The organism is uncultured Mediterranea sp. (assembly GCF_902493215.1).
Taxonomy (GTDB): domain Bacteria; phylum Bacteroidota; class Bacteroidia; order Bacteroidales; family Bacteroidaceae; genus Bacteroides.
On sequence record NZ_CABUOL010000005.1, the window covers coordinates 143,456 to 158,492 of the forward strand.

A 15,037-nucleotide genomic window follows, 5' to 3' on the forward strand; every position below is an offset into this window, starting at 1 on the left:
TACCTATCGAAAACGAATTGGAAACAATTGTTTATGCAAATATATCGCTGCGTTGTATATAGGCAATTACATCGCCTTTGTTCACCATAGCCCCTTGTTGGGCGCAAATCTCTACAACGCGCCCCGTAAATCCTGTATAAATCTTTTCATATTCACCCCACGGTGTAGAAATATAACAAAATACCTCATCATGCTGATATTTGCGGCCGACAAATGGAGCTGATGACGGACCGTCAACTGATACCTCCCACAATATCTGTCCCCTTGACGGAGCGATCACCGGGTCAGCCTTCGCACGTTTCAGTTTCTTGATATCTTCTTCGGAAACAACCCCTTGGGACAAAGCGGCATCTTTGGCACGCATCAACTCTTCTTCAAAACGTTTTTTGGCCACTCCCGATTTATAATCACGGTACTGACGGTCGTGCATGGCCAGTTCAAACAATTCTTCATCATCTTCACCATACTCCCATCCGTTCTCATCCATCTCCTTACGATATTGATCCAACGCATCAGGATAGTTGGCTTGAGGATCAGTATCCACAAACTCATAGCCTTTTTCCTTGGCCAGTTCTACAATTTCAGGTGCCAATTTACCGGGAAGCCGTCCGCTCTTACCCAAAATCATATCCCAAGTGTGATTGTCAATCATGGTCCACCGTTCTTCCCCCTTCACCAGCTGCATGACATTCATCAATGCCACATTCTTGACGTACTGGCTGAACGGTGTAACCAGTGGAGGATAGCCTAATTTCGGCCATACATATTCTACTTCATCGAATAACATAACCAACAAATCATCGATACTCATCGGAGGTTGGTTTTTACTCTTCAATATAAGATTGATTCCCGAATGGACTCCTTTCAGATCGGCCATCATCGAACCCATCATTCCACCCGGCAATCCGCATTTCAGCAGCAACGACGACATATGCTTGTTGGTCGGATCCATAAAGTATCCCAAAAAGTCATCAATAAATTCCTGAGTCATTGCACGTGCCTTCATATAGGCCTTCATATTGATTTCAGGAACTTGGAATCCCTTGTCCTTCAACATAGCCTGCACAGAAATCACATCGGGATGTACCTTTCCCCACGACATGGGTTCCATCGCCACATCTATTATATCAGCTCCGTTTTCGCATACTTCAAGAATAGAAGCCATCGAAAGTCCCGGTCCGCTATGCCCGTGATACTGTATCAATACTTCGGGATGGCGTTCCTTGATAGCCTTAGTCAGACGGCCCAGCATACCTGGACGACCGATTCCGGCCATATCTTTCAAACAAATTTCAGGCGCTCCGGCTTCAATCAGCTTGTCTGCAATTTCCGTGTAATACTCCACCGTATGGACAGGTGAATAAGTAATACATAACGTAGCTTGAGGAATCATGCCCGCTTCCAAAGCATATTTAATGGACGGGATGATATTGCGAGTCTCATTCAAACCACAGAAGATACGGGTTATATCGACCCCTTGTGCATGTTTCACCTTATACATCAGCCGACGTACATCAGCAGGAACGGGATACATGCGCAACGCATTCAATCCCCTGTCCAGCATGTGGGTTTGTATGCCCGCATCATGAAAAGGTTTCGTAAAAGCACGCACGGCCTTGTTCGGATTCTCGCCGTAAAGCAGGTTCACCTGTTCAAAGGCACCGCCATTGGTTTCGACTCTCGCAAAACAACCCATCTCGACAATCAGAGGAGCAATCCGCACCAATTGGTCTACTCTAGGCTGATATTTGCCGGATGACTGCCACATGTCCCGATAAACGAGACTGAATTTAATTTCTTTTTTCATCGTAGTCAGGTATTAGTGATTTTTCCTGGGGTTAACTTAACAAGTACAAATATAGCTGATTTAATTGACATATCGACATTTTTACACTAAAAATATTCACCTTAAAAGATATGTTATATATCATATTGTCACCCATCTGACTTCCCTTACATTCCCGATAGCCGTCAAAAAGAATAATTTCCACCATATTAAATACCACCATCCGTGATTTTTTCATAGTTTTGTATACTGATTAACTATCAAAGACACATCAACTGAAAAAAAGTAAAGTTATGAGATTCACAAAAATGAAAATGTTGCTATGCCTGGCTATCGCCGTCATAGCCACGCCTGTATTCAGCCAAGGCCTGAAGGCATTCAAACTCAAGAACGGTCTTTCCGTATATATATGGGAAGACGCATCCAAATCGGATGTATTCGGACTGGTCGGTGTTAGGGCCGGTTCCATCAACGAGCCCGAAGAGTATACCGGACTGGCCCATTATCTGGAGCACGTCATGTTCAAAGGTACAGACAACATCGGAGCGCTCAACTGGGCTGAAGAAGAACCCATCTACAAAGAAATCATCGCAAAGTATGACCAACGGGCTTCCGAAACCGACCCCGTCAAAAAAGACGCCCTGAATCAGGAAATCAATGAACTGACCCTGAAAGCCGGCAAAATCAGTCTTCCCACCGAATATTCCAGCCTGATGGAAAGCATCGGAGCCAAAGGAGTAAACGCTGCTACCAGTTACGACTACACCTTTTATCACAGCTCCTTCCCTGCCTATCAGGTAAATAAATGGCTCGAAATCTCCTCCCAGCGTTTCATCCATCCAGTGTTCCGTTCCTTCCAGCCGGAGTTGGAAAATGTATACGAAGAATACAACCGCGCCCAGGACAATCCCAATCAGGCAGTCAGCAGCTTTTTCATGAGCAAGGCATTCGAAGGTCACCCCTATTCGCGCGACATCATCGGATTACCCGAACACTTGAAGAATCCGCAACTGAGCAAACTCATCGAATTTTATGACACCTGGTACGTACCCGAAAACATGGTACTGATATTGGTAGGAAACATCAATGCCCAGCAAGTGGCCAGCCGCATAGCAGGAACCTTCGGCCGCCTGGCCAAAAAACCGATGCCCGAACGCAAGACCTACGCAGACATGAACATTAAGGGACGGAAGCAATATACCGAGAAAATAGGCTACTATCCGCAGGTTGCCATGGTATTCAATGGGGTACCGGCCGGACATCCCGACGAAGATGCACTCGACATTGCCCTCTCCCTGCTGAGCAACGGCAGCCAGACAGGCGCATTGGACAAACTGGTACTGGACGGTGAACTGACCAGTGCCGGAGCTTATGCACAGACATTCCGCGAACAAGGTCGTTCCGTAGTAGTCAGCATCCCGCTGTACGACGAAAACCAGCGCCGCTTCGAGTCGAACAAGAGCGCTGAAAAGAAAGCGGTGGAAGCCATCGGAAAAATAGCGAACGGAGAGTTCGAAGACTGGAAAATCAATGCCATCAAGGCAGAAATGTGCCGTCAGTTCGACCTGGCTATGGAGAAGAACGAACAGAAAGCCATGATTCTGATGAACGCCTTCTGCAACGGTCAGGACTTGGGTGAAATACTGAACTACAAGGACAAGATTATGGCTGTGACCAACGACGACGTAAAACGTGTAGCCAAGCAATACCTCTCCCAAAACTATCTGGCCCTTTATATTGAACAAGGTAAAGCCAAGAAAAACGAGAAGATAGCCAAGCCCAACTACAAGCCCGTAGAACCTCCTGTAGGACAACAATCGCTCTATGCTCTGCAATTCAAAAACCTGCCCATCGGACACGTAGCCGAGAACTTCATTGATTTCAGTGACGTACAGATGAAGCAGCTGAACGACCGTTCCAAGATGTACTATACCCCCAATAAGGAGAACAACATCTTCCAGCTCGTCCTGCAATATGGTGCCGGCACAGATGAATTCCCCAAACTGGACATTGCAGCCAACCTGATGAACAATGCCGGTGTGATGGGGCTCTACGAACCACAACAGTTGAAGGAGGAACTCAGCAAGCTGAACGCCACTTGTTACGTATCGGCTAGCTCCAACTACCTGACCATCGTGATGGAAGGATTCGAAGAAACTCTTCCCCAAGCCTGCCAGCTCCTGTCCCGACAAATCCTGATGCCCAAGCTGGACGATAAGCAGCTGGCACAGCTGAAAGGTAACATTCTAAGTACACGCCAACAGCGCAAGGAAAATGTCAGTACCCTGAACGAAGCCCTGCGCCAATACCTGCTCTACGGTGACAAGTCGGACTACATCGACGAACTGACCGACAAGGAAGTGCTGGAACTGCAAATTTCGGAACTGACAGGCGACATCAACCGTGCCTCCAACTTCGAATCCAAAATCTTCTATACAGGTACCCTGCCGTTCGACAACGTCTACACCATCCTGAGCCAGAACCTCCCGCTGGTGGCCAACGAACGCCCGTCCGAATCGCCGCGCGTGAAGCCGATGCAGGCAGTAAGCGAGAACACCATCTACTTCTTGCCGAACAGTGACGCCGAACAGGCACAGATACACTTCTACCTGCCCATGCAGACAGCCGACAAGAAAGATGACGTAATGCGCGACGCCTTCAACCAGTATTTCGGACTGGACTTCACCGGACTGGTGTTGAACGAAATCCGTGAGAAACGTTCCATGGCCTACACAGCCTATGCCTACGCCACCACGCAAGGAATTGCCGGCAAGGCCAGCTACCTGTACGGCAGCATCGGCACCCAGAACGACAAGGCCAACGATGCCATCGACGTGTTTATGGGTCTCATCAACGACATGCCGAAGAATGCCGACCGCATCGACAACATCAAGAGTTACCTGCGCCAGTCTGCCCTGACCAATCATCCCGACTTCCGCAGCAAGGCCATGTATCTGGTAAATCTGGGTTACCAGGGTTACACAGAAGACCCAGCCAAAGAACAGCTGCCGCAAATCGATGCCCTGACCTTCGACGACATCGTGAAGTTCTACGAAGCAAACATCAAGGGCAAACCCTATGCCATCGCCATCATGGGTAACCCCAAAATGATAGACCTGAAGAAGCTGGAAAAATACGGTAAAGTAGTCAAACTGAATGACAACAAACTGTTCAATACGACAGATACGCTGTTCTGACACAGGGAGTTCACAACGACCCACTGCATGGAATCCTCACGAAGCACTGCATGACCCTCTGACGAAGTGCTTCGTGAGGAGCTGACGAAGCACTGCATGAGGGGGTAACGAAGTGCTCCGTCAGACCTTAAGAAAGCACTTCGTCAGAACTGCTACCATAAAAGTCACGGACGGTATGAGCGAAACGACTCTCATACCGTCCGTGACTTTATTCTTTCCTGTCCCTATGTCAATCAGCCGTCAGGCGTGCCCCGACAGCGTCGGGAGGCAAATCTTGTACTTCACGGCCAGAATACGTGTCAGGAAAACCACAATGCCACAGGCTATCTGACAAATATAATCGTCCATCTGCCCCAACGCACAGAGCCAGTAGACCAGTCCGCCCACCACGCAGGCCATTGCATAAATCTCCTTACGGAATATCAACGGAATTTCATTGATAAACACGTCGCGGATGACACCACCTGCCGCACCCGTCATGCTACCCATGATGATAGCCACCCAGAAAGGGTAACCCAGCGACAGACTCTTGCCCACACCTACAACCGTAAACAACGCCAGACCGATGGTGTCGAAGAAGAAAAACGTATTGTTCAGATGGATGAGATGCTTGCCGAACATAGTCACAAATATCAGGGCAAGCCCGGTACATATAAGGTAAATGGGATCGGTCATCCAGCCGGGAGTCACATCGAGCAACAAGTCACGCAACGTACCTCCTCCGACGGCCGTAGCAAAACCAACCACGTATGCGCCAAACCAATCAAAACGTTTGGCCGAAGCCAGACGAATGCCACTGATAGCAAAAGCAAACGTCCCCACAAAATCGAGTATCTGAACAAATGTAGGCATAACAACTAAAATTTCCTGCAAAGTAACGAATAAAATTCCATTAGAAAACGTACTTTTGTGAAAGAATTAAATGATACGACTCATGAAAATAACGATTGTAGCGGGTGCACGCCCCAATTTTATGAAAATAGCCCCCATCTGCCGCGCCATGGATGCCGCACGCGAAGCCGGTCAGGACATCAGTTACCGAGTAATCTATACGGGTCCCGAAAACGATCCGGCACTGGAGGCCTCCCTTTTCTCCGACCTCGACATGAAGAAACCTGATGCCTATCTGGGTGTCACGGGTAATGACCATTCGCAAGTAACGGCTGACATCATGCTGGCATTCGAAAAAGAGCTGAATGCCCACCCGGCACAGACGGTACTGGTGGTCGACGACATGACGGCTACCATGAGCTGCGCCATCGTAGCCAAGAAGCGCGGTCTGAAGGTGGCACACGTCATTGCCGGTACCCGTTCGTTCGACATGAACATGCCACGCGAGGTAAACCGTACCATCGTCGATGCCATCTCCGATTATCTGTTTGCCGCCAGTATGGCCGCCAACCGCAACCTGAACCAGGAAGGCATGATACCGGAATATATCCATTACGTAGGCAACATTCTGATGGATTCCATACGCTACAACCGTCATCGTCTGCTCCAGCCCCTGTGGTTCTCCACCCTTGGTCTGAAAAAGGGTTGTTATCTGCTGCTCACCCTGAACCGGCGTGAGCTTGTACAGCAGCGCCAGGTACTCCAGTCACTGCTGCAAACCATTCTTGACCGTGCGGAAGGTACTCCCATCGTGGCCCCTCTGCATCCGTACGTCCAGCAGGCCATCCGGGCAACAGAAATCAGTGCCCCCAACCTGCACATCCTGCCGCCACAAAGTTATCTGCACTTCGGTTTCCTCATCAATCAGGCACAGGGCATCGTAACCGACTCCGGCAACATCGCCGAAGAAGCGACTTTCCTCGACGTACCCTGCATCACGCTGAACACATACGCCGAACATCCCGAGACATGGCGCATCGGTACCAACGAACTGGTAGGCGAAAACACTTTTGCCCTGTCGGCTTCACTGGAGAAGATGCTGAAAGGCGACTGGAAGCACAGTACCCTGCCCGAACGCTGGGATGGCCGTACAGCCGAACGCATCGTACAGGTGCTATTGAAGAAATAAACTACAGGATTCGGGAATTGGAATTTAAGAAATAGATACAAAATTACCGGGAATTTCCCCCTATTTTCAAGTTCCAATTCCCAAATAATCCAAATTTGCTTCTTATTTGCTTGCAAATTACTAACTTTGCAGTTCCATTATGATAGGTATGAAGCAATTATATATAACCCTCACCCTTCTGGCGATACTCCTATTCACCCATCTGACGGGAGCAAGCGCACAAATAAGGGGTGTCGTTACAGACTCCCTTACCAATGAACCTCTTTTATATGTTACTGTCCAGTACGAAGGCAAAGGCGTAGGTGCCATCACCAACGGCGAAGGAGAATACACGGTCGAGACCCGCAAAGGCTGGGACGAGCTGACCTTCTCGACCATTGGCTACGTCACAAAAAAAATCAAGATCAAACCCGGACAGAAAGTTTTGGACGTCAAAATGTCGCCCGACGACATCATGTTGTCCGAAGTGGTGGTCAAGCCCAAGAAAGAAAAATATTCCCGCAAGAATAATCCGGCAGTCGACTTCATGCGCAAGGTCATCGACCACAAAAAACAATTGAAGCTGGAAGAGAATGACTTCTACCAGTACCAGAAGTACGAAAAGATGAAGATGTCGCTCAACGACGTCACTCCCGAAAAAATGGAGAAAGGCCTCTACAAGAAGTTCTCCTTCTTCAAGGACCAGGTGGAAACATCTCCCAAGACGGGTAAGCAGATATTGCCTATCTCCATCAAGGAGACAGCTTCACGTACCATCTACCGCAAGAGTCCGCGCAGCGAGAAGACGATTATCGAAGGTATGAATTCGACCGGTATCGAAGAATTCTTCAGTACGGGCGACATGCTGGGTACCATTCTGAACGATGTTTTCTCAGACATCAATATCTACGATGACGACATCCGCCTGCTGCAACGGCGTTTTGTCAGCCCCATCGGGCGTGGAGCCATTTCTTTCTACAGATATTATCTGATGGATACGCTTATGGTAGACCAGCAGGAATGCGTTCACCTGACATTCGTTCCCAACAATCCGCAGGATTTCGGTTTTACAGGCCATCTGTATGTGGTGAAGGACTCTACCTATGCCGTAAAGAAGTGTACCATGAATCTTCCGAAGAAAACGGGAGTGAACTTCGTAGAGAACCTGGACATCGTCCAGCAGTTTGAACAGTTGCCCGACAGCAACTGGGTACTGACCGACGACGACATGACTGTCGAGCTGGCCTTGATGAAAGGCATTCAGGGACTGGAAGTGCAGCGCACCACCAAATATTCAAAATATAGTTTCGACGAGATAGAACCCCGTCTGTTCCGCCTGAAAGGTAAAGTCATCAAGGAAGCCAACATGCTGGCCAAGAGCGACGAATATTGGGCTGAAGTGCGCCAGGTACCCCTTACCAAGAAGGAAAGTACCATGGACATCTTCATGAACCGCATCGAACAAATACCGGGATTCAAGATTATCATCTTCGGCGCCAAGGCCTTGATCGAGAACTTCGTGGAGACTGGAACCAAGGACCACCCCAGCAAGTTCGACTTCGGCCCTATCAACACCATCATTACCAGCAACTACGTCAACGGTGCCCGTTTCCGTCTCAGCGGTATGACCACCGGCAACCTGCATCCCCACTGGAACTTCAGCGGATACGGAGCCTATGGTACGCGCGACAAGAAGTGGTTCTATTCCGGCCAGGTGGCCTATTCGTTCAACAAGCGTGAATACGTGTTGTGGGAGTTTCCCAAGCATTACATCTCAGCCAAATATACCTACGACGTCATGTCGCCTGTAGACAAATACCTCGATACAGACAAGGACAACATGTTTGTAGGCTGGAAATGGACTACCGTCGACCAGATGTCATACATCCGCGACGCTACCATCAACTACGAGCTGGAAACCAATACAGGTTTCTCCGTCAAGGCCATGCTGCGCCACCGCAACGACCAGCCGGCCGGCATCCTGCAATACTGGCGCAACGACGGTGAGACCCCCGGCGTAAAGGGCGACAAAAACACTTTCGTCCATGACATCACGACAGCCGAAGTCGGTGTGACCTTGCGTTATGCCCCGGGCGAAACGTTCGTCAATACCAAGCAGCGCCGTGTACCCGTCTCCCTGGATGCCCCGCAGTTCACCCTGTCGCATACAGCCGGCTTCAAGGGAGTATTGGGCGGAGAATACAACTTCAACCTTACCGAAATAGGCCTGCGCAAACGCTTCTGGTTCGGTTCGTGGGGAAAGATAGACATTACCGCCCGTGCCGGTGCACAATGGAACAAAGTGCCCTTCCCCCTGTTGAACCTGCCTATGGCCAACCTGTCGTACATCACCCAGCACAACGAATCGTTCTCGCTCATCAACAACATGGAGTTCCTGAACGACCGCTACGGTTCGCTGGCCCTGAGCTACGACATGAACGGCAAGCTCTTCAACCGTATCCCGCTGCTGAAGAAGCTGAAGTGGCGCGAGATGTTCCGCATCCGCGGCCTGTGGGGTACACTGACCGACAAGAACAACCCATACAAAAGCAATGATCCGGACCTCTTCCTCTTCCCCACCCGCAACGGCGTACCTACCAGTTACGTCATGGGAAAGACGCCCTATGTGGAGGCCAGTGTAGGTATCTATAATATCTTCAAGCTGCTGCACATCGAGTACGTGCGGCGCCTTACCTATACCGATATTCCCGGCGTGAAAAAAGACGGCATCCGCTTCATGATTATGATGATATTTTAACTCATAGAACTAACGTGCAACCACTGGCAGAAAGGCTTCGGCCTAAAACATTAGACGAATACATCGGCCAGAAACATCTGGTCGGCCCTGGAGCGGTGCTCCGCAAGATGATTGATGCAGGACGCATCTCTTCCTTCATTCTGTGGGGTCCTCCGGGAGTAGGCAAAACAACATTGGCCCAAATCATCGCCAACAAGCTGGAAACCCCGTTCTACACCCTGAGTGCCGTAACGAGCGGCGTGAAGGACGTGCGCGACGTCATCGACCGCGCCAAAAACAACCGGTTCTTTTCGCAGGCCAATCCCATCCTTTTCATTGACGAAATCCACCGTTTCAGCAAGTCGCAGCAGGACTCATTGCTGGGAGCGGTCGAACAGGGTATCGTGACCCTGATCGGTGCCACGACGGAAAATCCTTCATTTGAAGTCATCCGTCCTCTATTGTCGCGCTGCCAGATTTATGTACTCAAGTCACTCGAAAAGGAAGACTTGCTGGAACTTCTCCAGCGGGCACTGACTACCGACCATATCCTGCGCGAACGCCACATCGAGCTGAAGGAGACCACCGCCATGCTGCGTTACAGCGGAGGTGACGCCCGCAAGCTGCTCAACATACTGGAACTGGTTGTCGAGTCGGAAACAGGCGACACCGTCGTCATCACCGACGACATGGTGACCGAACGCCTGCAACAGAATCCGCTGGCCTACGACAAGGACGGCGAGATGCACTACGACATCATATCCGCCTTCATCAAGTCTATCCGCGGCAGCGACCCCGACGGGGCTATCTACTGGCTGGCCCGCATGGTGGAGGGCGGTGAAGATCCCGCTTTCATAGCCCGCCGGCTGGTCATCTCAGCCTCGGAAGACATCGGGTTGGCCAACCCCAACGCCCTGCTGCTGGCCAATGCCTGCTTCGATGCCGTGATGAAGGTAGGCTGGCCCGAAGGCCGCATCCCCCTGGCCGAAACGACCATCTACCTCGCCACCAGCCCCAAGAGCAACTCGGCTTATATGGCCATCAACGATGCATTGGAGCTGGTCCGACAGACAGGCAATCTGCCCGTCCCCCTTCATCTGCGCAACGCCCCCACCAAACTGATGAAGCAGCTGGGCTACGGCGAAGACTACAAGTACGCCCACGACTATCCGGGGCACTTCGTTCGCCAGCAGTTCCTGCCCGATGACCTGAAGGACCATGGCATCTGGCATCCGCAAGAGAATGCAGCCGAAACCAAGCATAAGGAACGGATGCAAGCTTTATGGGGAAAAGAACGGTTTTAATCAAATATATTTGAATAACATGAAAATTGTAGCACTCGACGGCTATGCCGCCAATCCAGGAGACCTTTCCTGGGACGAAATGAAAACATTGGGCGAATGTGTCGTATACGACCGCACAGCCCCCTCGGAAATATTGGAACGTGCCGAAGGCGCTGATGTCCTCCTGACCAACAAGGTCGTAATCTCGGCCGAACACATGAAAGCTCTGCCACAGTTGAAATATATCGGTGTCATGGCAACCGGATACAACATTGTCGATACCGAAGCCGCCAAGGAGCAGGGTATCATTGTGACCAACATCCCGGCCTACAGCACCGACTCTGTAGCCCAAATGGTCTTTGCCCACTTGCTGAACATCGCCCAGCAGGTTCAGCACCACTCCGAGGAGGTACACAAAGGCCGCTGGACCAACAGCCCCGATTTCTGTTTCTGGGACACTCCGCTCATCGAGCTGGCCGGTAAAAAGATAGGTATCGTAGGTTTGGGCAACACAGGTATGCGAACCGCACGCATCGCCATCAGCTTTGGTATGGAGGTGCATGCCTATACCTCCAAGTCACACTTCCAGCTGCCGCCCGAAATCAAGAAGATGGAGCTGGACGAGCTGTTTGCCGAATGCGACATCGTCAGCCTGCACTGCCCCCTCACCGAGCAGACCCGCGAGATGGTCAACGCACGCCGCCTCAGCCTGATGAAACCCACCGCCATCCTCATCAACACAGGACGCGGACCACTCATCAACGAGCAAGATCTGGCCGACGCACTGAACAGCGGACGCATCTACGCCGCCGGCGTCGATGTTCTCTCACAAGAACCTCCCCGCTCTGACAATCCGCTGCTCACCGCCCGTAACTGCTACATCACCCCGCACATTGCCTGGGCCAGCACGGCTGCCCGCCAACGCCTCATGCAAATTGCGCTGGACAATCTGAAAGCTTATATAGAAGGAAAGCCCATCCATGTAGTAAACAAGTAACCATTCCATCAAACGAATAATCCCTGGCATCTTTCTTTACCGAAGATACCAGGGATTGTTTGTTTCAGCAAGTGTTACCACACTCCGATTACCAGGTCCAGTCTGTTTCCTTCCATGAACTCTCGACAGCGTTCTCCACATTGTCGGGCAGATTGCAGAAGAAATCAAGGCCTGTATTCTTTTCCAGATCGTCGATACTGAGAGCGTATGTCTTCAAAAAAGTAGCAGGCGCAAAATTATCATATTCGTAACCATAATCATCACGATGCTCAATCCAAAAACCTATAGCTTGAAAGCCATCATTTTTTTCAGCCAAAATAGCCATAAAATAATACTTGGGACATGCCAAACCTTTTTTGGTAAAACCATTGGCATCAGTCTCAGGTAGCACATCATCATTTCCCTTGCGCGTACCCGTAAAGTTCACAAGCAACTGATTAACCGTACCACCTTTCGCTGTATAAACTTTACGATACATTCCAGATTGTGCCCATTTCCTTACCTGCATCTCAAATGAGGCCCAAACACCTCCATTAAAGGAACTCATTTGCGGACTCATATTGCTATAATAATATGTTTGATTATTGGCAGTCTCTGAGAAAAGACGATCTGCGGATGCACAGAGGTGGCCTTTATCAAAACCATCACTCCTATAATTATTCTCTTCAGGACACCACCCCCCAGGTAATTCCAGATCAATTGACCATGGCTCTTTCTCATGTTGAGGACGTTTATAATTCACCTTTGAAGTTGTTTCGTCAAAGCTGAAAGCCACCCACGCCGTATGTTTCTTGTCCTTCACCCACTCATAGGCATAATTCAAGATTTTCTTGCCATCATATGTCACCGTATGCTCCACATAGTAATTCTCAGAATTTAAACGGGGCATGGAATAATCTGTCACAAATGATTTTCCTTCTACCGGTTCATTGGCATTGGCGTTTTCTTCCGTAGTTGGAGGTTCTGGTTCCGGATTGACCGAAGAATCAGAGCCACCACACGCCACCAATAACACAATCAGGAGCACAATAAATAAAGAATCGATTTTTCTCATAATCATATCAGGTTTATAATGGACGAAAAAGGGGATATCACAGGCATGGTGACATCCCCTTTGACTATTGACTTAAAAATGCTTATTCTACTTTTTTCAACGAATCTGCTACATATTCAAATTTACCGGCAGCCACAACTTTATATTGAATAGTCCAAGAAGTTGTAGAGCCATCATAAATTCCAAAATTAATGGTATAGATTACATCAATACCTTCAACCGGAGCAACAGAACCATAAAGTGCCTCCAATGCGTGCGGGAAAGATTCAGGCAGACGTTCCCACATCAATTTCTCAATGTCTGCATCGCTCATGTCATTGTAGGTACCCTGCTCTTTCCATTTATCTACACGGAAATCGAAATTATTCTGATAAGCAGAGCCACCATAATAATAATCATTATTACCATAACCCGTTACATATTCAGGATGGTTCTCCTTCACCCAATCGGTAATAGCCTGGTAGAAAGCAGAAACTTCTGTGTTACTTTTGTCAACCGGCAAGTCGATTACCGTACTGGGGTCATAATTCCATTTACCATTAGTCAAAACAAACTGATTGGTAAGAACCTGTTGTGCGGCCGGAGTCCACTTACCACCAAGCATGGTATAAGTAGCACATTGAACGCTTGTCTGTTTATTCGCATAATATTTGTATGCTACCGTATATTGGTCTTCTTCCTGTGCATAAGGATATTGCTGTGACAGATAAACAGGCAAATAAGCATCAGGTGACATTGAGTCATCCAGATTACCATAATTACTTCCCATAGCCTGATAGTCTGCTTCATCCAAGGAAAGAGCACCTGTAAACAAATCCCATTCAGAACCGTTGAATTGGAAAAGATCGCTGACCTTAACAGACTTCAAATCACTTGTTCCAGCAGCTTTCTTCACTACAATGTTATCCACCTGAACAGTAGTAGTTGCATCCGTTGAGTTACCGTTGTAACGGAAGGCAAAGTAAACACTCTTACCAGCCAAGGCAGACAAATCATAATCGCACACATTAGCCAATGTTCCATAAGTACCCGTAGGAACCGGAATCTCGACAGCATCCGTTATGTCAACCCAAGTAGCGGCAGCAATGTCTTCTTTTGTAAAACCTGCCAGATTTTCACTATAAAGCAATGTCAATCGACCACCTTCGGCCTTATAGTTTCCGTAGCAAGCATCAAAAGTGAGCTTCATGCCCGATTCTACAGCAACGGCCGGAGTAATCATATACGATTCCAATTCACCGTCCTTATGCTTATAGGCACTTTGTTGCATGTAAAAGTTACCACTATAGGATTTAGCCTGCCATGTATACGAGCCTACCGTTGTAACATTATGCCAGCCGGCAATTTCTACAGTTTCATTGCTTGTCTGGCCATCGAAACCTTCGTTCAAAGCCGGCTGCTCACCACTCGGTTCCTCTTCAGAGTAATTATAATCCACCAAAACAACGTCACCGTCAGCAGCATCGGGATATTCAGCTTTCAAAATGCCGGGAACATGTTTGGATGCACTTTCGGTAGGGGTAAAGAAAGTATTCTTGGCACCACCCCAAGCAGCAGCATAATCATCATTGCTTACTGCATAAATCGACGCTGCATTGATGGCCTTTTCTGTTGCAGTGGAAGCTCTCCTTTGGTTATAAGTTACCTTGATTGCAGAACCATCATCGCCTGTATACCAAGTAGCTGCCAAAAAAGCAGGAATATATACAGTACCCGGCAATTCATCGGTAAAGGTCAAAGAAGTCTTTATTGCAGACAATTCACCGGAGAGACCAGCTTCGGAAGCCAAAGACTTGTTTGTACTGTTATTGGCAATAGTCGAGTAATCAGCCTCAGTCAGAGTATAATCTTTCTTAAAGACATTGGTAGGACGAGTCATGTCTTCCAGTCCTTCAAAATTATCTTCATTGTAATCGCAGGCGCCCAATGCGAGCAACGATGCCATTACGGGAATTATATATTTTCTTTTCATAAATTCTACCAA

The 15,037-nt window shown here is 48.8% G+C and carries 9 protein-coding genes; 5 read left to right on the top strand and 4 right to left on the bottom strand.

What is annotated here, in order from left to right; translation table 11 throughout:
• Positions 1 to 31: 31 nt before the first annotated feature.
• A complete protein-coding gene (locus RDO88_RS04890) occupies positions 32 to 1,807 on the bottom strand; it encodes an oxaloacetate decarboxylase (protein WP_307758306.1) in 1,776 nt (591 codons plus the stop codon).
• 272 nt (positions 1,808 to 2,079) lie between these two features.
• On the opposite strand from RDO88_RS04890, the gene RDO88_RS04895 reads away from it, so the two are divergent.
• A complete protein-coding gene (locus tag RDO88_RS04895) occupies positions 2,080 to 4,983 on the top strand; it encodes an insulinase family protein (RefSeq protein WP_307758307.1) in 2,904 nt (967 codons plus the stop codon).
• Between the two features lie 240 nt (positions 4,984 to 5,223).
• Here the strand turns inward: RDO88_RS04895 and RDO88_RS04900 are convergent, their stop codons facing one another.
• The gene (locus RDO88_RS04900) at positions 5,224 to 5,835 is read right to left on the bottom strand and encodes a TRIC cation channel family protein (RefSeq protein WP_307758308.1); all 612 of its coding nucleotides are present in this window, start codon (positions 5,833 to 5,835) and stop codon (positions 5,224 to 5,226) included.
• A gap of 82 nt (positions 5,836 to 5,917) precedes the next feature.
• On the opposite strand from RDO88_RS04900, the gene wecB reads away from it, so the two are divergent.
• The 4 genes from wecB (at position 5,918) to RDO88_RS04920 (ending at position 11,999) form a co-directional block, all read left to right on the top strand.
• Positions 5,918 to 7,003: a non-hydrolyzing UDP-N-acetylglucosamine 2-epimerase gene (gene wecB / locus RDO88_RS04905; RefSeq protein ID WP_307758309.1), complete on the top strand. Its 1,086-nt coding sequence runs from the start codon at positions 5,918 to 5,920 to the stop codon at positions 7,001 to 7,003.
• Positions 7,004 to 7,151: 148 nt separating this feature from the next.
• Positions 7,152 to 9,740 carry a DUF5686 family protein gene (locus RDO88_RS04910; RefSeq protein WP_307758310.1) on the top strand — a complete coding sequence of 863 codons (2,589 nt, stop codon included), beginning with the start codon at positions 7,152 to 7,154 and terminating at the stop codon, positions 9,738 to 9,740.
• A 14-nt stretch (positions 9,741 to 9,754) separates the two neighbouring features.
• Positions 9,755 to 11,023 (top strand): AAA family ATPase, encoded by a 1,269-nt coding sequence (locus RDO88_RS04915; protein WP_307758311.1) that lies wholly within the window; start codon positions 9,755 to 9,757, stop codon positions 11,021 to 11,023.
• Positions 11,024 to 11,042: 19 nt separating this feature from the next.
• Entirely contained in the window at positions 11,043 to 11,999 is a 957-nt protein-coding gene (locus RDO88_RS04920) for an NAD(P)-dependent oxidoreductase (protein WP_307758312.1), read from the top strand.
• 88 nt (positions 12,000 to 12,087) lie between these two features.
• Here the strand turns inward: RDO88_RS04920 and RDO88_RS04925 are convergent, their stop codons facing one another.
• Positions 12,088 to 13,053 (bottom strand): DNA/RNA non-specific endonuclease, encoded by a 966-nt coding sequence (locus RDO88_RS04925; protein ID WP_307758313.1) that lies wholly within the window; start codon positions 13,051 to 13,053, stop codon positions 12,088 to 12,090.
• Between the two features lie 82 nt (positions 13,054 to 13,135).
• On the bottom strand, positions 13,136 to 15,025 hold the full coding sequence (locus tag RDO88_RS04930) for a choice-of-anchor J domain-containing protein (RefSeq protein ID WP_307758314.1): 1,890 nt from the start codon (positions 15,023 to 15,025) through the stop codon (positions 13,136 to 13,138).
• Positions 15,026 to 15,037 lie beyond the last annotated feature (12 nt).